Source organism: Micromonospora xinjiangensis (genome assembly GCF_056150165.1).
In genome coordinates this window covers 316083-342126 of record NZ_JAXCFO010000001.1, presented here as the reverse complement: position 1 = coordinate 342126, position 26044 = coordinate 316083, and the positions used below count along the sequence as shown (strand labels likewise).

Sequence of the window (26044 nt, the reverse complement as noted above, 5' to 3'; positions counted from 1 at the left end):
TCACTGCCCTCCTTCCGGCGGCGTCGACGCCACCGACGTGACCGTTGTCACGATGTCATCGGTGACCAGCATGAAGACCTGGTCACCCTCCTGTACCACGGTCGACGTGGTGGGCAGCGTGCCGATGCCGAAGCGGATCAGGTAGGCCACCCGGGCCCCCACCGCCTCCTCCAGCGCGTGCACCGACCGGCCGATCCAGTCCTTGTGCACCGGCACCTCGACGATCGACACCGTGCTGGTCGGGTCGCGGAAGATCTCCACGTTGCCCTCCGGCACCAGGTGCCGCAGCATCCGGTCGGCGGTCCAGCGGACGGTGGCGACCGTGGGGATGCCGAGGCGCTCGTAGACCTGGGCCCGCCGCTGGTCGTAGATCCGGGCGGCGACCCGGGAGACGCCGAACGTCTCGCGGGCCAGCCGGGCGGAGATGATGTTGGAGTTGTCACCGCTGGAGACGGCCGCGAAGGCGTCGGCCCGTTCGATGCCGGCCTGGCGCAGCACGTCGCCGTCGAAGCCGGCGCCGGTCACCGTGATGCCGGCGAAGTCCGGGCCGAGCCGGCGGAAGGCGTCGGCGTCCTGGTCGATGACCGCGACCGAGTGCCCGCGCGCCTCGAGGCTGTGGGCGAGGGTCGAGCCGACCCGCCCACATCCCATGATCACGACATGCACGCTTCCCTCCCAAGCTGCGCGCCCGTCCGCACGGGACCCGTCGTGTGCGAGCCTGCCATGTCCCGGCCGGGAACGGGGACCGACGGTACCGCGCCGGCGCGCACGCACCTTGATCGCCCACCCCCGCACTTCCGCCCGGGTGGACGTACCCTTGGCGTTCGTGGCCAGTCCCACCTCGCTGCTGAAGCGGCTGCTCGTCGGTCGACCGTTCCGGTCCGACCGGCTCCAGCACACCCTCCTGCCGAAGCGCATCGCCCTGCCGGTCTTCGCGTCCGACGCGCTCTCCAGCGTCGCGTACGCGCCCGACGAGATCCTGCTGACGCTGTCGATCGCCGGGGCCTCGGCGTACTTCTACTCGCCGTGGATCGCGCTCGCCGTGGTCGTGGTGATGCTCACCGTGGTGGCCAGCTACCGGCAGAACGTGCACGCCTACCCCTCCGGCGGCGGCGACTACGAGGTGGCCACGGTCAACCTCGGGCCGAAATTCGGCCTCGGGGTGGCGAGCGCGCTGCTGGTCGACTACGTCCTGACGGTGGCCGTGTCGGTGTCCTCCGGGGTGGCGAACCTCGGCTCGGTGGTGCCCTTCGTGGCGACCCACAAGGTGATGATCGCGGTCATCGCGGTGGTGCTGCTGACCGCGGTGAACCTGCGCGGGCTGCGCGAGTCGGGCACGGCGTTCGCCATCCCCACCTACGGTTTCGTGATCGTGATCGGTGGGATGTTGCTCACCGGCCTGATCCGGGTCTTCGTGCTCGGCGACGACCTGCGCGCGCCCAGCGCCGACCTGGTCATCCAGGCAGAGCACAGCGTCACCGGGTTCGCCCTGGTCTTCCTGCTGCTGCGGACGTTCAGTTCGGGCGCCGCGGCGCTCACCGGCGTGGAGGCGATCTCCAACGGCGTCCCGGCGTTCAAGCCGCCGAAGAGCCGCAACGCCGCCACGACCCTGCTGCTGCTCGGCGCGATCGCCGTGAGCATGCTGGTCGGGATCATCTGGCTGGCGCGGCTCACCCACCTCCAGTTCGTCGAGGACCCGGCGAAGCAGATCGTCGCCGGCCCCGACGGCTACGTGCAGAAGACCGTCACCACCCAGCTCGGTGAGGCGGTGTTCGGCTCCGGGTCGATCCTGCTCTACGTCGTGGCCGGGGTGACCGCGCTGATCCTCTTCCTGGCCGCCAACACCGCCTTCAACGGCTTCCCAGTGCTCGGCTCGATCCTCGCCCAGGACCGTTTCCTGCCCCGGCAGTTCCACACCCGGGGCGACCGGCTGGCCTTCTCCAACGGCATTCTCTTCCTCGCCGCCTTCGCGATCTTGCTGATCGTCGGCTTCCAGGCCGAGGTGACCCGGCTCATCCAGCTCTACATCGTCGGGGTCTTCGTCTCGTTCACCGTCTCCCAGGCCGGCATGATCCGGCACTGGAACCGGCACCTGAGGACCGAGCGGGATCCGGAGGCCCGCCGCCGGATGCACCGCTCGCGGGCCATCAACGCCTTCGGCATGGGGCTCACCGGTGCCGTCCTGGTGATCGTGCTGGTCACCAAGTTCCTGCTCGGCGCCTGGATCGCGATCGCCGCGATGGCGGTGATCTACGGGCTCATGCTGGCCATCCGGCGGCACTACGACCGGGTCGCGGAGGAGCTCACGCCGCCGGACGAGGGGCGCGCCGTGCTGCCCGCCCGCAACCACGCCATCGTGCTGGTCAGCAAGCTGCACCAGCCGACGCTGCGGGCCATCGCGTACGCCCGCGCCACCCGGCCCGACACCCTCACCGCGGTGACGGTGAACGTCGACGACAAGGACACCCGGGATCTCCAGGAGGAGTGGGAGCGGCGGGAGCTGCCCGTGCCGCTGACCGTGATCGACTCGCCGTACCGCGAGATCACCCGGCCGATCCTCGACTTCGTCGCCAACACCCGCCGGGAGTCCCCCCGCGACGTCGTCACGGTCTTCATCCCGGAGTACGTGGTGGGGCGCTGGTGGGAGAACCTGCTGCACAACCAGAGCGCCCTGCGGCTGAAGACCCGGCTGCTCTTCGAGCCGGGCGTGATGGTGACCAGCGTGCCGTGGCAACTCGCCTCGACCGCCAACAAGGACCTGAGCCGGCTGGACGCCACGCTGACCCGCGGCCCGGCCCGCGGGCCACGGGTGGCGCCCCGGAGCACGCTGCCGCCGAGCGTGCCCCCGATGGTCTCCGCGCCACCCGGCGAGTCGGGCGGACCGGGTGACGGCCGTGACTGAGCCGGACCGCGCCCCGGCGGGCGGCGAGACGGCCCGCGAGCGGGGCCTGGCCGAGGCGGAGCGGGTCGAGCTGACCGTCGGCCCGGTGGCCCCGGGTGGGCACTGCGTGGCCCGGGTCGACGGGCAGGTGGTGTTCGTCCGGCACGCGCTGCCCGGGGAGCGGGTCGTCGCCGAGGTGACCGAGGTGCACCGGGGGTTCGTCCGGGCGGACGCGGTGACGGTGCTGGAGGCCTCGCCGGACCGGGTCGAGCAGCCCTGCCCGTACGCCCGACCGGGCCGCTGCGGGGGCTGCGACCTGCAGCATGTGGCGCCCGAGGCGCAGCTGCGGTGGAAGGCCGCCGTGGTGCGCGAGCAGCTCGTGCGGCTCGGCGGGCTCACCGACGCCGAGCTGGACGCCCTCGGCGTACGCGTCGAGGCACTGCCCGGCGGGCCGCTGGGCTGGCGGTCGCGGGTCCGGTACGCGGTGGACGCCGCGGACCGCGCCGGCCTGCTCAAGCACCGCTCGCACGAGGTGGTGCCGATCGACCGCTGCCTGATCGCCCACCCGGCGATCCAGCGGCTGCCCGTGCTGGCGGCGAGCGGCACCCGCTGGCCGGACGCCGAGGCGGTGGAGACGGTGGCGTCCACGGGCGGCGACGTGGCCGTCGCGAGTGTCGTCGAGGGCGTCGCCACGCCCGTGCGCGGGCCAGCCACGGTGCGCGAGGTGGCGGTTGGCCGGGAGTGGACCCTTCCGGCGACGGCCTTCTGGCAGGTGCACCCGGCCGCGGCCGACACCCTGGTCGAGGCGGTGCTGGAGCTGGTGGACCCGCGGCCGGGGGAGTCGGCGTGGGACCTCTACGGCGGCGCCGGGCTCTTCGCCGCCGCGCTCGCCGGGCGGGTCGGTGACGCCGGCCGGGTCACCCTGGTGGAGGCGGCCGAGCAGGGCGTCGCGGCGGCCCGGGAGAACCTGCGGGACCTGCCCCGAGTGGAGGTGGTCGCGGCACGCGTCGAGACCGCGCTGGCCCGCCGACGCATCACCGGGCCGGTCGACGTGGTGGTGCTCGACCCGCCGCGCACCGGGGCCGGTTCCCGGGTGGTCCGGGAGCTCGTGGCCGCCGGGCCGCGGGCGATCGGCTACGTGGCCTGCGACCCGGCGGCCTTCGCCCGGGACGTCCGCACCTTCGCCGAGGCGGGCTGGCGGCTGGCCGCGCTGCGCGGGTTCGACCTGTTCCCGATGACCCAGCACGTCGAGCTCGTCGGGCTGCTGCTCCCGCCCCGCTGACCGGGCGGCGGCACCGGATCCGAGGACAGGGGACCCCTCATGAAGATCGTCGGGCTGATGTCGGGCACCTCGTACGACGGGGTGGACGTGGTGGCCGCCGAGTTCGCCACCGAGGGGGAGACGCTCTGGCTGCGCCCCCTGGGGCATCGCGGCCTCGACTACGACGACGAGCTGCGGGCGCGGATCGGCGCGCTGCTGCCCCCGGCGGCCACCACGGTCGAGGCGGTCTGCCAACTCGACAACCGCCTCGGTGAGGTCTTCGCCGAGGCGGCCGCGGTGGGGCTGGAGCTGGCCGGTGGGTCGGCCGACGTGGTCGTCTCGCCCGGGCAGACCGTCTTCCACTGGGTGCGGGACGGTACGGCCCGCGGCACCCTCCAGCTCGGGGCCGTGGCGCGCGTGGCCGCGCGGGTCGGCGTGCCGGTGCTCAGCGACCTGCGTTCGGCGGACATCGCCGCCGGTGGGCAGGGCGCCCCGCTGGTGCCGGCCTTCGACGCTCTGCTGCTGGCGCCGGACGCGGACGGGTCGGTCGGGGACGCCCCACGGGCCGCGCTGAACCTCGGCGGGATCGCCAACCTCACCGTCCTCGCCCCGGGCGCGCCGGTGCTCGGGTACGACGTCGGGCCGGCGAACGCGCTGCTCGACGCCGCCGCACGGCGCTTCCTCAGCCGGCCGTGTGACCTCGACGGGGCGCGGGCGGCCGCCGGCCGGGTGCATCCGGGGCTGCTCGAACGGCTGCTCGCCGAGCCGTACTACGCCGTCGCGCCGCCGAAGTCGACCGGCAAGGAGCTGTTCCACGCCGGTTACCTGGACGACCGGCTCGCGGCGCTCGGGGAGCCGGTGGCCGCCGACGACGTCCTGGCCACGCTGACCGAGCTGACCGCCCGGGTGGTGGCCGCCGAGTGTGATCGGCACGGTGTGGTGGAGGTGATCGCCGCCGGCGGTGGCGTACGCAACCCGACCCTGTGCGCGCGGCTCGCCGCGCTGGGCGCCGGGCGCTGGCGGCTGCGGACGACCGACGAGCTGGGCGTCCCGGCGCAGGCCAAGGAGGCGTACGCGTTCGCGCTGCTCGGCTGGCTCTCCTGGCACGGCCTGCCCGGCGCGATCCCCTCGGTGACCGGGGCGTCCCGCGCCGCCGTCCTCGGCTCCTGGACGCCCTCCGGTCCGGGCCCGCGACCCGCCGCAGCGGTGCCGCCGCGCCGGTTGCGCGTCCGCCCCTGACCGCCCCTGGTCGGCGGCCCGCGACCGGCCGCGCACCGACCGTTCCCGTGTCGGGTCGGGCTGCGGAGTGTCGGCTGGCCGATAGACTCTGCGGTCATGAGTGTTGAAGAGGACACGGCGAACCACCGCCGGCTGCTGGGCACGGTGCGCGGTCCGCAGGACGTCAAGCGGATGTCCACCGAGCAGTTGGGCATCCTCGCGGCCGAGATCCGTGACTTCCTGATCGCGAAGGTGTCCCGCACCGGTGGGCACATCGGTCCCAACCTCGGCGTGGTCGAGCTCACACTCGCGCTGCACCGCGTCTTCGACTCGCCCCGCGACCGGCTCCTGTTCGACACCGGCCACCAGGCGTACGTGCACAAGATCCTCACCGGCCGTCAGGCCGGTTTCGACAAGCTGCGCCAGCGTGGCGGGCTCTCCGGCTACCCCAACCAGGCCGAGAGCGAGCACGACCTCATCGAGAACTCGCACGCCTCCACGGCCCTGTCGTACGCCGACGGCCTGGCCAAGGCGTACGCGCTGCGCGGCGAGTCGCGCGCGGTGGTCGCCGTCGTCGGCGACGGCGCGCTCACCGGCGGCATGTGCTGGGAGGCGCTGAACAACATCGCGGCCGCCGGCAACCCGCTGGTCATCGTGGTGAACGACAACGGCCGCTCGTACGCGCCGACCATCGGCGGCCTCGCCGACCACCTCTCCTCGCTGCGGCTGAACCCGGGCTACGAGAAGGTCCTCGACACCGTGAAGGACGCCCTCGGCTCGACCCCGCTGGTCGGCAGGCCGATGTACGAGGTGCTGCACGCGGTCAAGAAGGGCATCAAGGACGCGGTCGCCCCGCAGGCGATGTTCGAGGACCTCGGCATCAAGTACGTCGGCCCGGTCGACGGCCACGACGTCGCCGCCGTCGAGTCGGCGCTGCGCGCGGCGAAGCACTTCGGCGGCCCGGTCATCGTGCACGCGGTCACCCGCAAGGGCTACGGCTACCGCCCCGCCGAGGAGGACGAGGCGGACTGCCTGCACGGCCCCGGCGCGTTCGACGCCGAGACGGGCCAGCTGGTCGCCGCGCCGTCGGTGAAGTGGACGCACGTCTTCGCCGACGAGCTGGTCGCGATCGCCGACGAGCGACCGGACGTCGTGGGCATCACGGCCGCGATGGGTGAGCCCACCGGCATCGCCACCCTGGCCCGCAAGCACCCGAAGCGGGTGTACGACGTGGGCATCGCCGAGCAGCACGCCGCCACCTCGGCGGCCGGCCTGGCGCTGGGCGGCCTGCACCCGGTCGTGGCCGTCTACGCGACCTTCCTCAACCGCGCGTTCGACCAGGTCCTGCTGGACGTGGCGATGCACAAGCTGCCGGTGACCTTCGTGCTCGACCGCGCCGGCATCACCGGCCCGGACGGGCCGAGCCACTACGGCATCTGGGACATGTCGGTCTTCGGCGTCGTGCCGGGTCTGCGCATCGCGGCGCCCCGGGACGCCGCCACGCTCCGCGAGGAGCTGCGCGAGGCGGTCGCCGTCGACGACGGCCCCACCGTGATCCGCTTCCCGACCGGCACCGTCGCGGCCGACCTGCCGGCCGTGCGCCGCGTCGGCCCGGTCGACGTGCTGGCCGAGTCGACGCGTACCGACGTGCTGCTGGTCGCCGTCGGCGCGTTCGGGCACCTCGGCATGGAGGTCGCCGCCCGGGTGGCCGAGCAGGGCTACGGCGTCACCGTGGTCGACCCGCGCTGGGTCCGTCCGGTCCCGGCCGAGCTGGTCGAGTTGGCGGCCGGGCACCGGCTCGTGGTCTCCGTGGAGGACGGGGTGCGGGTCGGCGGCGTCGGCGACGCGCTCGCCCAGGCGATGCGGGACGCCGACGTCCGGGTGCCGCTGCGTGACCTGGGTGTGCCGGCGGACTGGCACGCCCACGGCAGCCGGGCGCAGATCCTGGCCGACCTGCGGCTCACCGCGCAGGACGTGGCCCGCGACGTCACCGGCTGGATCTCCGGCCTCGACGGCGCGCGCATCGAGTCGGTGCGGGTCACCGCCGACGACGCGGCCGCGCAGAACTGAGCGCAACGGCGGCGGGCGGCCCCGACGGGCCGCCCGCCGCCGCGTTCGCGCCCCACGTGCGGCGCGCCTCGTCGATCACGCAGTTGTGGCACCTCACGAGGTGGCATGAGCGGACGTTCCGGGAACCACCACTGCATGATCGTCGGGCGTAGCGGGCGGGTGGGCGTCGCGGGGGGCGGGTGGGTCAGCGGCCGCCGATGGAGCGGTAGTGCGTCTTCTCCGCGCCGGCCAGGCTGACGGTCTCGGCCCGCTCCGGTTCGGGGAGCACCACCAGCCCGGGCCGTTCGACCAGCAGCGGCTGCCCCGGCGGCACCGACAGGGAGCTGTCCCGGTTGGGCCGCCAGGTCAACACGACCAGCGCCTGCTCGGACACCGGCAGGCGGTAGGCCTGCAACTGGTCGACCCGGTCGGCGGGGGACACCACGGGGGCGCCGCCGTTCGGCGGCCGGTAGACCACGGCGGTCATCGTGTCGGTCGCGCTCTGCCAGGTGAGCTGCTCCAGCTCGCCCGGCTCGCCCCGGCCCACGGTCAACTCACCCAGGGACCGCACGGCCACCTTCGCCATCGGCCACGACTCCGGCACCGCGCCCGGCGCGTCGAGGTCGCCGATCCGGCGCGGGATGCTGCCGAACGGGCCCTCCTCGCCGGCCAGGGCACAGGTGTCCAGCCCGGTCAGCGCCCGCCGGCCGGAGCCGGTCTCGTCGCGCACCAGGGGATAGGCCGGGTCGGCGATGTCGGTGCCGAGGTCGAGCAGGCGATCCGCCTCCCGCCCTCGCGGCAGCGACTCGGTGGACCGCAGGCTCGCCGTGACGGAGACCGCCCGGCACGCCGGCACGTCGACCGGGGCGCTGACGCCGTCCGTGGTCGCGACGGCCCGCCCGTCGGGACCGAGCAGGCCCCGCACCCGGTTGGAGACGAGGTAACGGCGCCCGGTCGCCGTCTGCACCGGCACCACGTCGGAGTAGACCAGGTAGCCCGGGTCCGTGTACTCCCGGGCCCGTACGACGGTGTAGCGGTCGCCGTCGCGGGAGAGCTGCAGCAGCCAGGAGGCGGCGTGGCCGGGCACCTCGGCGGCGACCAGGGCCAGCGGAGCGCCGTCGACCTCCCCGGAGAAGAGGATGCCGGACGAGGGGACGTGCACCCGGTCGTCCGTCGGCGACCGCCACGCGCGTACGGCGTCGGTGATCCGCGCGGTCGCCGTCGCGTCCTCGATCAGGTTGCCGCGCGCCGGCCAGACCGGGAGCGCGCCGTCGAGGCTGTCGTAGCCGGCGCGCAACTCGCCCGGCTGCCGGTCGGCGACCGGGCCGCAGGCCGTCACGGCGAACAGCGCGGTCAGCAGCGCGGTGGCCGTCGTGCCGCGTCGGCGGACTGGAGCCACCTGTACGCCCCCGATCGCTCGCCCGGTCTAGGAAGCGTCATAGTACGAGATGTCCGACGAGTGCGGGCGGGGCACCTCGGGTGGTACCGGAGGCGCAGACCGGACGGCGCACCACAAAGGACCGACGCCACGATTTTCCCGCCTTTTCACCGCTCGGGTAGACTCCGCCGACTGTGACGCCTGTCGAGCCCCGCGCCGCATCCACCCTGGATAACGATGCCGTGGCGGGCGTCCGATCCGATCCGGCCGGGGGTCTGGTGACCCCCGCCGACGACCAGCGCGACGGCCCGGCCGCGGTCGCCACCGTCGACACGCCACCGGCCCGGCCCGAGGACCCGCCTCCGCTCACGGAGGCCGGCCGGGCCGACGTCACCGCCACCGAGCCCACCGACGACCCGTCGTCCCCGCGGACGCCCCGCCGACCGGCAGGGGCGCTGGCGTTCCTGCGTGACCGCCTCGCCACCCGCCGCCGGCAGGACCTGGCCGTGTACGGCCTCTTCCTGCTCGCCGCGCTCTGGGTGACCAGCCGCATCTGGGCCGATCCGGCCGGCCGGGTGGCCTCGCTCTACAGCAGCGACCCGGCTCAGGTGCAGTTCTTCCTCGCGCACTCCGTGCGGGTGGTGCTGCACGGCGAGTTTCCGTTCTACACCGAACAGTTCAACTACCCCGACGGGGTCAACCTGATGGCCAACACGGCCATCCTGGCGCTCGGCATCCCGATGGTGCCGGTGACCCTGCTCTTCGGACCGGCGGTCTCGTTCGTGCTGCTGGTCACGCTCGGCCTCGCCGGCACCGCCGCCGCCTGGTATTTCGTGCTCTCCCGGCACCTCGTCCGCACCCCGCTGGCCGCGGCGGTCGGCGGGTGGTTCTGCGGGTTCTCGCCGGCGATGCTGTCGCACGCCAACTGGCACCCGAACATCATCAGCCAGTACCTGCTGCCGTTCATCGTCTGGCGGGTGCTCGTGCTCACCCGGTCCCGGCGGCCGGTCCGCGACGGGGTGCTGCTCGCCCTCCTGGTGACCGTGCAGGCGTTCATCAACGAGGAGATCCTGCTCTTCACCGCGCTGGCCTGCGGGGTCTTCCTGCTCGCGGTGGTCGTCCAGGAGCCGGCCCGCTGGTCGGCGGCGTGGCGACCGCTGGCCGCCGGGCTGTCCGCGTGCGCCGTGGTGGCGGGAGCGCTGCTGGCGTACCCGCTCTACGTCCAGTTCGCGGGCCCCATGGCGTACCACGGGCTCAGCGACGCCGTACGCGACTACGGCAACGACATCGCGGCCTTCTTCGCCCCCGGGTCGCCGACGATCGGCGGCAACGAGCGGGCGAACGTCAACCTGGCCCCGAACTACTCGGAGGAGAACGCCTTCTTCGGGTGGAGCCTCGGCCTGCTCGCCGTCGGCATCGTGCTCTGGCTGCGGCGGGACGTGATCGTCCGGGCGCTCGCGGCGACCGGCGTCCTGTTCGCCGTGCTCTCCCTCGGCGAGCGGATCTCCTGGTGGCACCGGGAGCTGTTCGTCGGCCCGTGGGAATGGCTCGTACGGCTGCCGCTGCTCGACGCGGTGGTGCCGACCCGGTTCGGCCTCATCACCTCGGTGATGATCGGCATCCTGTTGGCGTTCGCGGTGGAGCGGGCCTGGTCGCTGCGGCTGCCGGACCGGCGTACCGCCCGGACGCTGACCATCGCCGGCCTGGTGCTCGCGCTCCTGCCGATCGCGCCCATGCCGCTGCGGGTGGTCTCCCGCCCGCCGGTGCCGACGTTCATCACCGCGGAGCGCTGGCGGGCGTACGTGGGGCCGGACCAGACGCTGGTGCCCATCCCCGTGCCGAGCATGGGCAACACCCACGGCATGCGCTGGGCCGCCGCCGCGAACCTCGACTTCAAGATCCCGGGTGGGTACTTCCTCGCCCCCCGCAACGGCAACACGGGGGACCCGGGCCGCTTCGGCGGGCGCCCCAGCGGGCTGGGACGCCTGCTGGAGGAGGTGGCCACGACCGGGCGGGCGCCGAAGCTGGACGACCGGCAGCGCCGCCGGTCGCTGGACGAGCTGCGGCACTGGCACGCCGCGGTCCTGGTGCTGCCGGTGAGCCAGCAGAACGCCGAGGCGCTGCGCCGTACCGTCGAGCAGCTGGTCGGCCCCGGCCGCCGGGAGCTGGACGTCTGGGTCTGGGACGTGCGGACGCTGACCGGCCGCACGGCCTGATGCCCGCCGGCACCGCCGCGCCGGTCCGGGCGCCGGCGGACGCGCGCCGTCCCCGCCATCGGGCGTGGACGGTGGACGCGCTGGTGGTCGCTGGCTACCTGGGCCTGGCCGTGCTGCTCACCAGCGGGCAGTGGCGCCGTCCGGACCGGCTGTTCCACCAGGCGGGCGACCAGATCCTCTTCGAGTGGATGCTGGCGCACGCGGCGCGGTCGGTGACCCGGCTGGAGAACCCGCTGCACAGCACGGCGCTGAACGTGCCGGACGGGGTCAACCTGATGGCGAACACCTCCGTGCTCGGCCTCGGCGTGCCGTTGACCCCGGTCACCCTGCTCCTCGGTTCGCAGGCCGCCTTCGAGGTGGTGGTGGTCTGCTGCCTGGCGGGCACGGCCACCGCCTGGTACGTGCTGCTGCGCCGCCGCCTGGTCGCCGCCCCGGCGGCCGCCGCGGTCGGCGGGCTCTTCTGCGGGTTCGCGCCGGGAATGGTCGCCCAGGCCGGCGCGCACCCGCACATGGCCGCCCAGTTCCTGGTGCCGGCGATCCTCGCGTGGGTGTTCCGGCCCGAGCCCGGTCCGGCGATCCGGCCGGGCGTCGTGCTCGGCCTGCTGGTCACCTGGCAGGTGTTCATCGGCGAGGAGACACTGGCTTTCCTGGCCCTGGCCGCCGGCGTGTTCGCGGTCGGGTACGCGCTCGCCGACCGCGCCGCCGCCCGCCGCGCCGCACCGGCCCTGCTGGGCCGCCTCGGTGTCGGCGCGGTGGTCGCCGGGGTGCTGCTCGCCTACCCGCTCTGGTTCCAGTTCCGCGGCCCGCAGCACTACCGCGGCGTGCCCTTCCACGCCTACAGCTACCAGCTCGACGCGGCGTCGTTCACCGCCGCCGCCCGGCAGACCGTGTTCGGCGACGAGCACCCGCCCGGGCTGCTCGCGCCCAACCCGACGGAGGAGAACTCGTTCTTCGGGCCCGTCCTGCTGGTGCTCGCCGTGGTGATCGCGATCCGGCTGTGGCGGCGTCCGCTGGTCCGCGCCCTCGCCGGCTGCGGCCTGCTCTTCGCGCTGCTCTCCCTCGGGGCGGAGATCCGGGTGAACGGGTCGGGCACCGGGGTTCCCGGTCCGTACCGGCTGGTGGCCGGGCTGCCCCTGCTCGACCTCGCGGTGCCGGCCCGCCTCGCGCTGGTCTGCGTGCCGGTGCTGGGCGTCCTGCTGGCGCTCGCGCTGGACCGGCTGCACCCGCCCCGCACCCCGCCCGTGCCGCCGTCGCCCGCCGGGTCGTCCGCGCCCGAGGTGCCGTCCGCGCCGAGCCACCCGAGCGCCCGGGCCCGGCTGCTCTGGACCGGCGCCGTCGTGGCGGCGCTGCTGCCGCTCGTCCCGACCCCCGTCCGCACCGTGCCCGCCGCGCCCGTCCCGGCGTTCCTCACCGACGGGCGGTGGCGGGCGTACGTGCCGCCCGGTCGGACGGTGGTCCCGCTGCCGCCGGTGACCGGCGCGGCGGTCAGCCCGGGGATGCTGTGGTCCGCGCGGGCCGGGCTCGCGTTCGACGCCCCCGGCGGGTACTTCATCGGGCCGAGCGCGCCGGACGATCCGACCGCCCGGTGGGGCGCCCCGGACCGCCCGACCGCGGTCCTGCTACGGCGGGTGGCGGACACCGGTCAGGTACCGGTGATCACCGACGCGCACCGGTGGCAGGCCGTCGAGGACCTGCGCCACTGGCGCGCGGCGGTGGTGGTGCAGGGCGACCTGCGGCACGGCGAGGCGGTCCGGCGTGCGGTCGACGCCCTGCTCGGCCCCGGGCAGGAGATCGACGGCGCCCGGGTGTGGGACGTCCGGGACCGGGTGCGCTGACCCGGTCCCGCCGCCGCTGCGACCGCCGGGGTCAGCCCACCAGCGGGCGTACGTCCCAGAGCCAGACGTCGTCGACCCGCTGCGGCGGCCCGATGAGGCCGGTCATCAGCTCCCGCAGCACGGCCTCCTTCGGGTGGGCGCCGAGCACCACCACCGAGGCCCGCCACCAGCGCAGGTCCTCGACGGCCTGCCGGCGGTTCTCCTCGGTGAGGGCGGGCACCGTGCCGGAGTCCATCGTGGCGTAGACGAGCGTGCTGGTGGGGCGGTTCGGCGCCCCGAAGACGCCCTCGCCCCGCTCGTTGGGGCCGATGAAGTAACCGGCCGGGATCGGGAACTCGTGCCCGGTCAGGGCGCTCCACCGCAGCGTGGGCAGCCCGTGCACGTTGCTCGGGATCGGCAGCGGCACCAGGGTCCGTCCGGCGGGGACGTACGGCCGCCAGCCACCGGCGGTGATGAAGTGCGGTGGCGGCTCCACCGGCTGGGCCGGCAAGGGCCGGGGAACGAGCGGCAGCAGGGCGAGCGTGATGGCCGCGTACCCCACGGGCCGCCACCACCGCCGACGGGCCGGGGCGGGGACGGCCCGCTCCGCCGCCGGTCCGGGCTCGCCACCGCGCGGGATCGGCACCCGGGCGGCGCCCCGGCGGCCGGCGGGGGTGAGCGCGTCCCAGGCGAGCGCGAGCAGCACGCCCACCGCGGCGGCCACCACGAGGGTCAACCGGGTCGGCATCATCATCTCGACCAGCGGCAGGTCGTCGGGGATGTAGCTCCACGGGCCGTTCACCGCGGTCTCCTCGCCGCCCAGCCGGATGCGGGGGCCGAGGGCGGCGACGGCGAAGAGCACCGTGAGCACCGCCAGGATCCGCGCCGCCAGCGACCGGCGGACGAGCAGCACGAGGGCCACCACGGCGACCACCACCAGCGGCCAGCCGAACCAGGAGTTCTGCTCGGTCAGCCCGATGGTCTGCTCGACGGCCGGATCTCCGGCCAGGGTGTCCCGGGGGAAGGTGACGAAGGCCGCCAGGTCCTCGCCCCAGTTGTGGAACACCCCGCCCTGCAGGCCCCGGTAGGACTGCGGCCCGTTGAACTGGAACCAGATCGGGTACGCCGTGAGCAGCAGCGCCACCCCACCGGCCAGGCCGAGCGCCGCGGCGAACGTGCCGGCCACGGCCCGCGTGGCGGCCGGTCGCTGCACCGCGTACGCGAGCACGACCACGAGGCAGGCCAGCGCCGTGAGCAGCAGCATCTCCTCGTTGATGAAGATCTGGTACGCGACCAGCAGGCCGAGCGCGAGCCCGTTGCGCCGCCACCGGCCCGGCTCCCCGAGGCGCAGCACCCGCGACACGATCACGGGCAGCAGGAAGTTGGAGACGAAGTTGGGCTGCCCGTTGGCGTGGTGCACGATGCCGGGCGCGAAACCGAGGAACGCGCCGCCCACGAAGGCCGCCCCGCGCGAGCGCACCAGGTGCCGGGAGAGCATCCAGTAGCTGGTGGCGGCGGTGGCCGCGAGCGCCCCGCCGAGGTAGAGGGCGTACATCACCTGCGGGCCGAGCAGCATGGTCAGCGGGGCCAGCGGCAGCGTGACCCCGAGCAGCGAGGTGTTCGCCATCATGTTCACGCCGAGCGGGGCGTTCTGCCGCGCGGTGAACAGCGGGTTCTCCAGGTGCCGCACCGAGTACGCGCCGTGCGCGAAGAGCCACTCGAACCAGCTGTGGTCGGTGGGCAGGTGCGAGGAGACGCGGCCCTGCACGTCCGCCCAGTAGTTGAGGCAGACGAAAACCCCGAGCACCACATAGGCTCCGAGGGCCAGTACGTCGGAGCGGGCCGGTCGGCGTCGGGGTCGCCGCGGCGGACCGACCTCGACCGGGTCGGTGTCGGCAACTGGTTCGAGTGAGGGGTCTACCACCGGCACGGCCACGACGCGCCATCGTACAGGCCGGATCCGGGGTATTTGCCGGGCCGGTGCGGCCGCGGCCGGTATGCCGGACGTGCGGTCCGGCGCAGCGCCCGACGGGGAGGGGGTGGCCGTGGGCGTCATCGACCTCGGCGAGCTGCGCGAGGGCCCGGACCTGCACCAGAGTCCACCCCGGTCGCGGGCGCGCGCGTCCCGGCGTCCGTTGTGGACGGCTCTCGTGACGCTGCTCGTCCTCGCGCTGCTCGCCACCGACCAGCCGGGGCCGACCCGGATGGCCGCCGTGGTGCCCGGTCCGCCCGGCGCCCGGATGTTCTTCGCGGGGAACCTGCTCGTCGTGGTGGAGCCGGCGGCGCCCGGCGTCCCGCGGGAGGTGGTCGCCTACCCGCTCCCCGGGCGGGCGGGTCCGGTCGTCCAGCGACCGGAGCCTCGGTGGCGGGCGCGGTTGCCGGTCACGGGCGACCCGGTGCGGGTGCGGCTGAGCCAGGCCGTGCTGCTGGTCGCCACCTGGGGCGAGACGCAGCCGGTTCCGGAGACGACGATGCTGGACGCCCGGACCGGGCGGATCGGGTGGCGGCAACCCGGCATGGGGGAGCTCGACGCCGACGGGCGGCTGGTGCTGTGGGCCTTCGGCGACTCCGATCCGGGCGTCCGCGCGGTGGACGTCGTCACCGGTCGGGAACTCTGGTCGGTGCCCACCGTCGACCGCCAGGTGCGGTACGGCATGCGCGACGCGGTGGTCGAGCGGCTGGTGCTGCTCGGGGACGACGGCGGGGTCGAGGTGCGTGCTCCCGCGACCGGCGCCCTGCTGCGCCGCGCCGACCTCGACCTGCCGGGTGTGGACCAGCGCGTCGAGGTGGTGGGCGACCTGCTGCTGCACCTCGACGGTCCGACGGCCGCGGTGACCGCCTACGACCTGGACCGGCTGGAGCGACGATGGACGCTGGCTCTGCCGCTGGCATCGTTCTTCGAGAGCTGCGGCGCCTGGCTCTGCGCGCGCGGGGCGAACGGCGGGCTCCGGGTGCTCGACCCGGTGACCGGCGCCGTCCGGTGGAGCGCGGCCGGGAGGACGGAGTTGGTCACGGCCCGGGAGGAGGCGCTGCTCGTCCTGCCCGACCGCGCGGCCGTCAGCGCGTACGCGGTGCTCGACGCGGCCACCGGTCGGCAGCTCGCCGCGCTGAACGCCAACGAGATGCCGGTCTCGATCGATGACCCGGTCGACCCCCTGGTCGGCATCCGACGCCGTCCCGGCGGCCGCCTGGTCGTCGTCGGGGTGGACGTCGCCTCGGCCCGCGTACGGACCCTCGACGTGATCACAGGGGGCGGCACCGACTGTGTGGCCGGTCCGGGGCTCACGCTGGTCTGTCGGCGCCCGGACGGCACGTCGTACGGCGTCTGGCGGTGGTCGTGGTGAGCACGCCGATGATCGACCTCGGTGAGCTGCGGCACGAGCCGGAGCCGGAGGACCTGCCCCGCCCGCCCCGGTCCGTGGGCCGGCCCCTGCGCTGCGCGCTGGTGCTGCTGCTCGCCCTGACCGCCCTGGCCGGCGGCGCGCCGGCGCCGCGCCGTGACGTGATCGTGCTGCCGGCGGTCCTCGGCGCCCAGTCGATGGTCGCCGAGGACCTGTTCCTGGTGATCGACCCGGTCGGTCCGCAGGGGCGGCAGCGGCGGCTCGACGCGTACCGGCTGCCCGGCGGTGAGCGGGCGTGGCAGGTGCCGCTGCCCGTGCAGGGCCGGTACTGGGGAATGCTGCCGCACGGCGAGCTGCTGCTCGTGACCGGCTACCAGGTCACCGGGGACGCGGGGCCGGGGGCCACTACCATCGCGCTCGACCGGCGCACCGGGGCCCGCCGCTGGCAGCAGCCGGGCAGCCCGATGCCGCTCACCGACGGCTCCCTCCTGCTGGAGACCGGCGACGAGGAGCGGGGCAACACGTTGCGGGCGGTCGACCACTGCTGCGGCACCGTGCGCTGGCGCCGCGACTTCCCGACCGGCCAGGTCAGCTACCAGCTCGACGAGGAGAGCGGCGCCGACCGGTTCGTGCACAGCACGCTCGACGGCCGGGTCGAGGTGGGTGACCTGGCCACCGGTGCCGTGGGCGCGACCGCCGACCTGTGGGGGCCGGCCGACGACCGTGACGTCAGCGTGCAGGTGATCGGTGACCTGCTGCTCACGGTCGGTGGCAACCCTTCCGCGATCACGGCGTACGGCCTGGACCGGCTGGAGCGGCGCTGGCGGACCGGGGTCGACGACGCCCTCTACGCGGCCAACTGTGGCCGGGTCATCTGCGTGCAGGGCCGTGGCGAGGGTGTCACCGCCCTCGACCCGGCCACCGGCCGGCGGCTCTGGGCCGACGAGCGCTGGGGCGGGGTCTGGCCGAGCGGGGACCGGCTGGTGGCCGGTGTGGTGAACAACTCCGGCGGCGGATCGGGCACCGAGCTGCTCGCGGTGCTCGAGCCGACGACCGGGCACGTCCTCGGCTGGTGGGGGCACTGGCAGTTCGCCGGGCCGGGCCGGTTCGACGACGCGTTCCTCGGCATCCGGCCGCATCCCGACGGCGGGCTGCTCCTCGCCGAGCTGCGCATCGCCGACGGGACGACCCGCCTACTGGACGTGCTGCCCGACGCCGCCGGGGACTGCCAGCTCGCCGAGGACCTGCTCATCTGCCGGCGGGTGGACGGCGACTTCGGGCTCTGGCGGTTGCGGCGCTGACCCCGGCCGGCGGTCACCAGTTTGCCTGGGCCGGCGGTGGGGGCAGCGGCACCTCCGCCGGGCGGATGACGTACGCCGTCCCGCCGCTGCCGCGCTGCCACACCGCCTCGAACCGCTCCCGGTCCACGATCCGCCGCACCGCCTCGTCGTCCGGCGCGTACGGGTCGTTGAGCACCGGGTCGCCGTCCACCGTGAAGCCGACCAGCACGATCAGGTGGCCCTTGGTGTCGTACTCCAGCCCGGGCACCTCACCGGCGCGGAACGCGGCCGACACCACGAGCGGGATGCCGGCCGCGACGAACGCCTCCGCCTCGGCCAGCGATCGCAGTCGGGTCACGAACGCGTCCACCCCGTGCAGTCCGGCGTACGCGGTGTTGAAGGCCCAGTTGCCGGCCCCGTCGTAGGAGTGGTCGAAGCAGTGGCGGGCCGCGTGCACCACCATCGGGCGGTGCCCCGGTGGGTCGACCCAGGCGTACCGCTCGGCGGGTGGGGCGGCGCCCCAGAACGAGAGCACCATCGACACGCAGGTGGGACTGCACCAGGAGTCGCCCCCGCCGCCCCAGCGCGGGTGGGGGCCGTGCAACCGCTGCGAGTACCGCGGCACGTCCAGCACGACGCCGCGGGCGCCGCCGTCCGCCTTCCCCGCCGCCGGGCCCGGCTCCGCGGCACGGTCACCGGGCGCCGACCCGCCGGCTCCGCCGGGGGGCGGGGTCGCGTCCGGGCGGCCGGTGGCGACCGCGCCGACCGTACGCAGCACCGGGGTGGACGCGCTCCCGGCCGGCCGGAACAGCGTCACCCGCACCTGCCAGCCGGTGACCGTCGCGTCGCCCACGATCAGCGTGTCGGTGTCCACCCGGGCGGCCGCGTCGCGCTGGCCGGGCACCGACGCCCGGCGCACGGTCCGGTCGTCGGCCGCCCAGCGGCCGAGCACGTACCAGCCGGTGGCGGGCCCGTCCCCGTGCCAGCCGCGCAGCTCCACCTCGACCCAGCAGCCGTCGGCAGTCTGCGCCGTCCAGGACGGCACCACCTCGGCGACGGCGAAACCGACCGGCACCGGCGGTGCCGTCCAGCTGCCCCACTCGTACGCCCGCTCGTCGCCGGCCGGACCGAGTCGCACCCCGGCCGGCTCGGCGAGCACCAGCCCGTTCCCGCCGGCGCGCACCCCGGTCGTGACGCCGGCCCCCTCGTCGGCGGGGAGCCGGAAACCGCGGTAGGCGATGTCCCGCGTCCGGGGCGGGGCTGCTGTGGTCATGGCACGTCCGTTCCGTCGCTGAGCCGAACCCCCGGAAGCATCGCGTACGCCGCCGGCGCCCGGCAACGGCGCCCGGACGCCGCGGTGAGGCACGCTGGTTTGGCGACCGGCACTAGGTTGTCGGTGGTCAGCAGCGAGGAGACGGTCATGCGGGTACTGGTGGTGGAGGACGAGCGCAATCTCGCCGACGCGATCGCGCGCGGGTTGCGCAAGCGGGGCATGGCGGTCGACGTCGCCTACGACGGCGACACCGGGCACGAGATGGCCTTCGTCACCCGCTACGACGTGGTGGTGCTGGACCGTGACCTGCCCGGGGTGCACGGCGACCAGATCTGCGCGGAGCTGGCCGCCTCGGATTCGCTCACCCGGGTGCTGATGCTCACCGCCAGCGGCACCGTGGCGGACCGGGTGGAAGGGCTCCAGCTCGGCGCCGACGACTACCTGCCGAAGCCGTTCGCCTTCGACGAGCTGGTCGCCCGGGTGCAGGCGCTGGGCCGGCGGGCCACCCCGGCCGCGCCGCCGGTGCTCTCCGTGGCCGACCTGGTGCTGGACCCGGCCCGCCGAGTCGCCACCCGCGCCGGCGTGCCGATCGACCTCACGAACAAGGAGTTCGGCGTGCTCTGCGAGCTGCTCAAGGCGCGCGGCGCGGTGGTCTCCAGCGAGGAGCTGCTGGAGCGGGTCTGGGATGCGAACACCGACCCGTTCACGACGATCGTGCGGGTCACCGTCATGACGCTGCGCAAGAAGCTCGGCGACCCGCCGCTCATCGAGACGGTCGTGGGGGCCGGCTACCGCACCGCCGAGGTGGCCGCATGACCGGCCGACCCCGGCTGCGCCCCACCCTGCGGCTGCGGCTCACCCTGCTCAACGGCGTGCTGCTGGTCGGCGCGGGGGCGATCCTGGTGCTGCTGGCCTGGCTTCTGGTGCGCGACGCGCTGCGCCCGACCGACGAACTGCTGCCCGGCACCACCGTGGTGCTCGCCGACGGCCGGTCGCTCGACGCGGCCGAGTGGCAGCGGCGACTGGTCGACGTGTCCTCGGCCGAGCTGCTGGTCAAGGGTCTGGTGGCGCTGCTGGCGATCAGCGTGGTCGGGGTGGCCGGGGCGTACGCGGTCGCCGGCCGGGCGCTGCGCCCGCTGCACCAGGTCACCGCCACCGCCCAACGGCTCGGCGAGGCGACCCTCGACCAGCGCATCGGCTACTCGGGCGCGGACGACGAGGTCGCCGAGCTGGCGAAGACCTTCGACGCGATGCTGGACCGGATCTCGGCCGCGTTCGACGCGCAGAAGCGCTTCGTGGCCAACGCCTCCCACGAGCTGCGGACGCCGCTCGCGGTGATGCGTACGGAGATCGACGTGACGCTGAGCGACGACGAGGCGGACATCGGCGAGTACCGGCGGATGGCCACCGTCGTCCGGGACGCCTCGGAACGCGCCAACGGGCTGGTCGACGCGCTGCTGGTGTTGGCGCGCAGCGAGGCGCAGGCCGGCCACCGGCTCGGTCGACGCACCGAGTGTGACCTGGCCAGCGGCACCGCGAACGCGCTCTCGGCGGTGCGCCGGGAGGTGGAGCGGATCGGCCTGCGGGTGCAGACCTCGCTGGAGACGGCTCCCGTCGTGGGCGACCCGGGGCTGCTGGACCGGCTGGCCGGCAACCTCATCGAGAACGCGGTCCGCTACAACCACCTGCACGGACGGCTCTGGGTGCGTACGGGCAGCGACGGGCAGCACTCCTGGCTCGTGGTGGGAAACACCGGCTTCGAGGTGGACCCGGCGGACGTGCCCGGACTCTTCGAGCCGTTCCGGCGCGGCGGGCGGGAGCGTACCGGGGCGCGCGGCTCCGGGCTCGGGCTCTCCATCGTCCGCGCGGTCTGCGACGCGCACGGTGGCACCGTGCGGGCGATCGCGCAGCCCGGCGGCGGCCTGGAGGTGACGGTCACCCTACCGGCGGCCGAGGTGACCCCGGCCGTCGCGGTCGAGGGACGGACCGGGCCGGAGGCGGCGGGCCGTTGACCCCCGGCCGCCGGGGTTGCGTCGGGCCGTCGTCTCCGGCGATCATGAGGGCCGTCAGCCCGGCGGCGGGAAGGAGGTGCGGTTGATGACCACGACGATCCGTCCCGCGCCCCGTCCCGGTCTCCGCTGACGCCATCCGGTCACGCGGGGCGCGTCCTTCCACCTCGGAGGAGCAACCGTGAGTGCACGGATTCACAACATCAGCATCGACTGTCACGACACCTACGCCCTGGCCGGCTTCTGGGCGCAGGTCTTCGAGTGCCCCCGCCAGCCCGACGACTTTCCCGGCGACCCGGAGGCCATGCTGCTGCCGCCGGGCGGCCCGGAGGTGCTCTTCCTGGCCGTCCCCGAGGGCAAGGCGGTGAAGAACCGGCTCCACCTCGACCTGGAGCCGACCGACCGGACCCGGGACGAGGAGGTCCAGCGGTTGCTCGGCGTCGGCGCTACCCGGGTCGCCGACCACCGGCGGTCGGACGGCTCCGGGTGGGTCGTGCTCGCCGACCCGGAGGGCAACGAGTTCTGTGTGCTCCGCAGCGCCGCCGAGCGCGCCCGGACCGCGACGGAGCCGGGCGTCGCGGCGGCGGGCGCGGAACCGACCGGCGCCACGGTGGACTGAACGGCGGAGGGCCCGGGTCACCCACGCGGTGACCCGGGCCCTCCGGCACTGCTCAGCGCTTCTCGATCTCACCGCGCATCGTGACGAAGTCCGCCTTGACCTCCTCGGCGGTCTTGAAGAAGACCACGATGGCGCCGACGCTGCCCCGGTCCGCCCAGACGCAGACACCCAGCGGCGCGCTCTCCGCCTTGCCGTCGCCGCATCGGGCCTCGCCGCCGAGCGGGCCGGCGGCCACGGGCGTCATCTCCGTGACGGAGAGCTCGGAGCCGAAGCCGGCGACCGCGTCGTCCAGCTCCTTCTTCGGGTCGGCCATCACCCCGGACATGCCGACCACCATCACCAGGTCCTGCTTGGCGGGATCGCCGTAGAACGCGCCGACGGTGCTCGTCTCGCCCTCCGCCGTGGCCTTCATCTCGGCGACCATGCCGTCGGAGAGAGCCTGCAGCTCCGGGTCGGTGATCTTCGGGCGGCCGCCGAGCGTCTCCGGCGTGACCAGCCGCGTCTGGGCCGCCTCGACGCCCTCGGTCACGTCATCCTTGATCGCGAACCAGACGGCGGCCCCACCGCCCAGGCAGAGCACCAGCACCGCGGCGACGGCGATCAGGATGATCTTCCCGGCGCCGGACTTCTTCGGGGCCGGCGGCGCGACCGGCGTCTCACCGTACGGCTGGCCACCCTGCGCGGAGGCGAACCCACCCTGCGGCGGGTAGCCGCCGGGCTGCGGCCCCGGCTGGCCGCCCGGCTGCGCGGCGCCCGGGTAGCCGCCACCCTGCTGCCCGGGGTAGCTGCCGCCCTGTTGGGAGTAGCCGCTCTCCTGCTGCGGGTAACCGCCCCCCTGCTGGCCGGGGTAGCCACCACCCTGCCCACCGGCGTAGCCACCGCCCTGCGCGGGCGGGTGGTTGCCGCCCTGCTGGCCGGGGTAGCCGCCGCCCTGCCCGCCGGGGTAGCCGCCCTGCTGCTGCGGGTAGCCGCCCTGCTGGGGATAGCTGCCGCCCTGGTGGCCCGGGTGACCGGCGGGGCTCTGCGGGTAGCCGGGGTGGCCGCCCTGCTGCGGGTAGCCCTCCGGTTGCTGGTGCCCCGGGTAACCCCCCTGGGGTGGCGGGTACGAACCGTGCCCCGGGGGCGGGGGATAGGAGTCGGCGGGCGGGTACGACATGGGTCAGCTCCCAGATCAGTCAAAGCGGAACGGGTGATCTTATCCAGGTCGACGCCTCCGCCGCTGTCCGCCGAACGGTCCGCCCTGCCCCCACCGGGGGCTGATGGGGTCGCCCTGCCGTCGCCGCGGGACATCCGGCCCCCCGGCGGCCGGAAAGACGATCGCGGTGGCCGGTGGCGTCCGATGGGGACGCCGCCGGCCACCGCGACGCGGGGGAGCGGGACGGGGTCAGGCGGGCAGGCTGGCCGCCCCACGCGGCAGGAACCGCTGGCCGGTCACCCGCTCGGACGTGCCGGTCCGGTCCAGGTAGGGCGTGACACCGCCCAGGTGGAACGGCCAACCGGCACCGAGGATCATGCACAGGTCGATGTCCTGCGCCTCGGCCACCACGCCCTCGTCGAGCATCAGCCGGATCTCCTGCGCCAGCGCGTCGAGGGCGTCCTGCCGGACCTGCTCGGCGGTGCGCGGGCTGTCCCCCACCACCAGCAGCTTCGCCACCTCCGGGTTCACCTCGTCGTCGACGACGATGGGCTGGCCGGAGTCGGCGATCCGCTTCAGGTTCTCGCTGACGCCGAAGCGGTCCGGGAACGCCGCGTGCAGGGTCCCGCCCACGTGGTAGGCCACGGCCGGGCCGACCAGTTGGAGCAGGGCGAGCGGTCGCATCGGCAGACCCAGCGGGTCCAGCGCGCTGTTGGCCACGTCCAGCGGGGTGCCGGCGTCCACGGCGGCGAAGACGCTGCCGAGGAAACGGGTGAGCAGCCGGTTGACCACGAACGCGGGGGCGTCCTTCACCAGCACCGAGGACTTCTTGAGCTGCTTGCCCACCGCGAACGCCGTGGCGAGCGTGGCGTCGTCGGTGCGCTCGCCCCGGACGATCTCCAGCAGCGGCAGCACCGCGACCGGGTTGAAGAAGTGGAAGCCCACCACCCGCTCGGGGTGCTCCAGGTCCTCGGCCATCGCCGTCACCGAGAGGCTGGAGGTGTTGGTGGCCAGCACCGCCTCCGGCTTGACGATCTTCTCCAGCTCGGCCCAGACCTGCTTCTTCACGGCCAGGTCCTCGAAGACCGCCTCGATGACGAAGTCGGCGTCGGCGAAGACGCTCTTGTCGACCGAGCCGCTGACCAGACCGTACAGCTTGGCGGCCGTGCCCTTGTCCATCCGGCCCTTGCTGACCTGCTTCTCGATCTGGGTGTGGACGTAGCCCACGCCCTTGTCCACCCGGGACTGGTCGAGGTCGGTCATCACCACGGGCACCTGGAGGCGGCGGGCGAACAGCAGCGCGAGCTGGCTGGCCATGAGGCCGGCGCCGACGATGCCCACCTTGGTGACCGGGCGGGCGAGGCTCTTGTCCGGCGCCCCGGCCGGGCGCTTGGCCCGCCGCTGCACCAGGTCGAACGCGTACAGGCCGCTGCGCAGCTCCTCGGAGAAGATCAGGTCGGCGAGCGCCTCGTCCTCGGCCGCGGTGCCGGCGGCGAAGTCCGCGTCCTTCGCGGTGTCGAGCAGGTCCAGTGCCTTGTAGGCGGCCGGGACCGCGCCGTGCAGCCGCTGGTCGAGGGTCTGCCGGGCGAAGTAGAGCACGCCCGCCCACATGTCCCGGTCCACCTCCGGCCGGGTCACGGTGATCTGCCCGCGCACCACGCCGGCGGCCCACTCCAGCGACCGCTCCAGGAAGTCGGCCGGCTCCAGCAGGACGTCGGCGATGCCCAGCTCGGCGGCCTGCTTCGGCTTGAGCATCTTGTTCTGCATGAGCGGGTTCTGGATGATCACCTGGGTCGCGGCCGGGATGCCGATCAGGTTCGGCAACAGCTGGGTGCCGCCCCAGCCGGGCACCAGCCCGAGGGAGACCTCGGGCAGGGCCAGCGCCGCGGTGCCGGCGGAGAGCGTCCGGTAGTGGCAGTGCAGGGCCAGCTCCAGGCCGCCGCCCATCGCCGCGCCGTTGACGAACGCGAAGGTGGGGACCGCGCTGTCCTTCAGCCGGGCGAAGACCCGGTGGCCCAGCCGGCCGATCTGAAGCGCCTGCTCCCGGTCGGCGAGCAGCGGCAGGCCGGTGATGTCCGCGCCGACGCAGAAGACGTACGGCTTGCCGGTGACCGCGATGAACGCCGGGTCGGCCGCGAGGGCGGCGGTGATCGCCTCGTCGAGGCTGGTCAGCCCGCCCGGGCCGAACGTGTTCGGCTTGGTGTGGTCGAAGCCGTTGTCCAGGGTGATCAGGGCGGCGGGACGGTCCAGCCCCGGTACGTTCACCTGCCGCAGCAGGGCCTTGGTGACGACCTCGTTCGGTGCGGCGAGCGCGCTCACTTGTTGCCCTCCCAGTGGGGGTTCTCCCAGATCACGGTGCCGCCCATGCCGATGCCGACGCACATGGCGGTGAGGCCGTAGCGCACTTCGGGGTGCTCGGCGAACTGCCGGGCGAGCTGGGTCATCAGCCGTACGCCGGAGGAGGCGAGCGGGTGGCCGATGGCGATCGCGCCGCCCCACTGGTTGACCCGCGGGTCGTCGTCGGCGATGCCGAAGTGGTCGAGGAACGCGAGCACCTGCACGGCGAACGCCTCGTTCAGCTCGAACAGGCCGATGTCGTCGATGGTCAGGCCGGCGATGCGCAGCGCCTTCTCGGTCGAGGGGACGGGGCCGTAACCCATCACCTCGGGCTCGACGCCCACGAAGCCGTACGACACGAGCCGCATGGCGACGGGCAGGCCCAGCTCGCGGGCGGTCTCCTCGGCGGCGATGAGGCTCGCCGTGGCGCCGTCGTTCAGGCCCGCCGCGTTGCCCGCCGTCACCTTGCCGTGCGGGCGGAACGGGGTCTTGAGCGTGGCGAGCTTCTCCATCGAGGTGTCCCGCGGCGCCTCGTCCACGGTGGCCAGACCCCAGCCGGTCTCGGGGTCGCGCACCGCGACGGACACCAGGTCGCCCTGGAGCTTGCCGTTGGCGTACGCCTTGGCGGTCTTCTGCTGCGAGGCGAGCGCGAAGGCGTCGACGCGCTCCTTCGTGATGTGCGGCAGGCGGTCGTGCAGGTTCTCCGCGGTGGCGCCCATGACCAGCGCGGACGGGTCGACCAGCTTCTCCGCGATGATCCGCGGGTTCGGGTCGACGCCCTCGCCCATCGGGTGGCGACCCATGTGCTCGACGCCGCCGGCGATGGCGATGTCGTACGCGCCCATGGCGATGCCACCGGCCACGGTGGTCACCGCGGTCATCGCTCCCGCGCACATCCGGTCGATGGCGAAGCCGGGGACGGTCTTGGGTAGACCGGACAGCAGCGCGGCGGTCCGGCCGATGGTGAGGCCCTGGTCGCCGATCTGGGTGGTGGCGGCGATGGCCACCTCCTCGACCCGCTCCGGCGGCAGCTGCGGGTTGCGGCGCAGCAGTTCGCGGATGCAGCGGATCACCAGGTCGTCGGCGCGGGTGTTGGCGTACATGCCTCCCGCCTTGCCGAACGGGGTGCGGACGCCGTCGACGAAGACGACGTCCCGAACTTCACGGGGCACTGGAGCCTCCTTATCGACCATGATTCGGCGTCGCGCCGCCAGGCGGCACGACTGACGAACG

Annotated in this window: 18 protein-coding genes; 11 read left to right on the top strand and 7 right to left on the bottom strand. The window is 74.3% G+C overall.

Annotation, left to right across the window (positions count from 1 at the left end):
- The gene (locus SM573_RS01555) at positions 1–666 is read right to left on the bottom strand and encodes a potassium channel family protein (RefSeq protein WP_474612343.1); all 666 of its coding nucleotides are present in this window, start codon (positions 664–666) and stop codon (positions 1–3) included.
- Between the two features lie 160 nt (positions 667–826).
- Here SM573_RS01555 and SM573_RS01550 point away from each other — a divergent pair, with 160 nt between their 5' ends.
- From SM573_RS01550 to dxs, 4 genes are all read left to right on the top strand, one after another.
- Positions 827–2902, top strand: a complete 2076-nt coding sequence (locus tag SM573_RS01550) for an APC family permease (RefSeq protein WP_474615254.1) — start codon at positions 827–829, stop codon at positions 2900–2902.
- Positions 2895–4163, top strand: coding sequence for a class I SAM-dependent RNA methyltransferase (locus tag SM573_RS01545; RefSeq protein ID WP_474615253.1), 1269 nt, complete (start codon positions 2895–2897; stop codon positions 4161–4163). Before SM573_RS01550 ends, SM573_RS01545 begins: the two co-directional genes overlap by 8 nt.
- A 39-nt stretch (positions 4164–4202) precedes the next feature.
- The gene (locus SM573_RS01540) at positions 4203–5381 is read left to right on the top strand and encodes an anhydro-N-acetylmuramic acid kinase (RefSeq protein WP_474615252.1); all 1179 of its coding nucleotides are present in this window, start codon (positions 4203–4205) and stop codon (positions 5379–5381) included.
- A gap of 96 nt (positions 5382–5477) precedes the next feature.
- Positions 5478–7430, top strand: coding sequence for a 1-deoxy-D-xylulose-5-phosphate synthase (gene dxs, locus SM573_RS01535; protein ID WP_474612339.1), 1953 nt, complete (start codon positions 5478–5480; stop codon positions 7428–7430).
- A 184-nt stretch (positions 7431–7614) separates the two neighbouring features.
- Here the strand turns inward: dxs and SM573_RS01530 are convergent, their stop codons facing one another.
- Positions 7615–8808, bottom strand: coding sequence for a hypothetical protein (locus tag SM573_RS01530; protein ID WP_474612338.1), 1194 nt, complete (start codon positions 8806–8808; stop codon positions 7615–7617).
- A 257-nt stretch (positions 8809–9065) separates the two neighbouring features.
- Between SM573_RS01530 and SM573_RS01525 the strand changes: the two genes are divergently transcribed.
- Together SM573_RS01525 and SM573_RS01520 are read left to right on the top strand one after the other, a co-directional pair.
- Positions 9066–11003, top strand: coding sequence for a DUF6311 domain-containing protein (locus SM573_RS01525; RefSeq protein ID WP_474612481.1), 1938 nt, complete (start codon positions 9066–9068; stop codon positions 11001–11003).
- Positions 11003–12838 carry a DUF6311 domain-containing protein gene (locus SM573_RS01520; protein ID WP_474615251.1) on the top strand — a complete coding sequence of 612 codons (1836 nt, stop codon included), beginning with the start codon at positions 11003–11005 and terminating at the stop codon, positions 12836–12838. Before SM573_RS01525 ends, SM573_RS01520 begins: the two co-directional genes overlap by 1 nt.
- A 31-nt stretch (positions 12839–12869) precedes the next feature.
- Here the strand turns inward: SM573_RS01520 and SM573_RS01515 are convergent, their stop codons facing one another.
- A complete protein-coding gene (locus SM573_RS01515) occupies positions 12870–14753 on the bottom strand; it encodes a DUF6311 domain-containing protein (protein WP_474615250.1) in 1884 nt (627 codons plus the stop codon).
- 109 nt (positions 14754–14862) lie between these two features.
- On the opposite strand from SM573_RS01515, the gene SM573_RS01510 reads away from it, so the two are divergent.
- Both SM573_RS01510 and SM573_RS01505 read left to right on the top strand, forming a co-directional pair.
- Positions 14863–16161, top strand: coding sequence for an outer membrane protein assembly factor BamB family protein (locus tag SM573_RS01510; protein ID WP_474612335.1), 1299 nt, complete (start codon positions 14863–14865; stop codon positions 16159–16161).
- The gene (locus SM573_RS01505; protein ID WP_474615249.1) at positions 16158–17459 is read left to right on the top strand and encodes an outer membrane protein assembly factor BamB family protein; all 1302 of its coding nucleotides are present in this window, start codon (positions 16158–16160) and stop codon (positions 17457–17459) included. Before SM573_RS01510 ends, SM573_RS01505 begins: the two co-directional genes overlap by 4 nt.
- 13 nt (positions 17460–17472) lie before the next feature.
- On the opposite strand, the gene SM573_RS01500 is transcribed toward SM573_RS01505, so the two are convergent.
- Entirely contained in the window at positions 17473–18711 is a 1239-nt protein-coding gene (locus SM573_RS01500; protein WP_474615248.1) for a peptidase C39 family protein, read from the bottom strand.
- Between the two features lie 147 nt (positions 18712–18858).
- Between SM573_RS01500 and SM573_RS01495 the strand changes: the two genes are divergently transcribed.
- The 3 genes from SM573_RS01495 to SM573_RS01485 all read left to right on the top strand — a co-directional run bounded on the left by SM573_RS01495 (position 18859) and on the right by SM573_RS01485 (position 21339).
- Complete coding sequence (locus SM573_RS01495; protein ID WP_474612332.1) at positions 18859–19527, top strand: response regulator transcription factor; 669 nt, start codon at positions 18859–18861, stop codon at positions 19525–19527.
- Positions 19524–20723: a sensor histidine kinase gene (locus SM573_RS01490; protein ID WP_474612331.1), complete on the top strand. Its 1200-nt coding sequence runs from the start codon at positions 19524–19526 to the stop codon at positions 20721–20723. Before SM573_RS01495 ends, SM573_RS01490 begins: the two co-directional genes overlap by 4 nt.
- Before the next feature lie 178 nt (positions 20724–20901).
- Entirely contained in the window at positions 20902–21339 is a 438-nt protein-coding gene (locus SM573_RS01485; protein ID WP_474612330.1) for a VOC family protein, read from the top strand.
- A gap of 52 nt (positions 21340–21391) precedes the next feature.
- Here SM573_RS01485 and SM573_RS01480 read toward each other — a convergent pair whose 3' ends face one another.
- The 3 genes from SM573_RS01480 to SM573_RS01470 form a co-directional block, all read right to left on the bottom strand.
- A complete protein-coding gene (locus tag SM573_RS01480; protein WP_474615247.1) occupies positions 21392–22495 on the bottom strand; it encodes a hypothetical protein in 1104 nt (367 codons plus the stop codon).
- A gap of 228 nt (positions 22496–22723) precedes the next feature.
- The gene (locus tag SM573_RS01475; protein WP_474615246.1) at positions 22724–24793 is read right to left on the bottom strand and encodes a 3-hydroxyacyl-CoA dehydrogenase NAD-binding domain-containing protein; all 2070 of its coding nucleotides are present in this window, start codon (positions 24791–24793) and stop codon (positions 22724–22726) included.
- On the bottom strand, positions 24790–25983 hold the full coding sequence (locus SM573_RS01470; RefSeq protein WP_474612327.1) for a thiolase family protein: 1194 nt from the start codon (positions 25981–25983) through the stop codon (positions 24790–24792). The genes SM573_RS01475 and SM573_RS01470 overlap by 4 nt, the downstream gene beginning before the upstream one ends.
- Between the last annotated feature and the right edge of the window lie 61 nt (positions 25984–26044).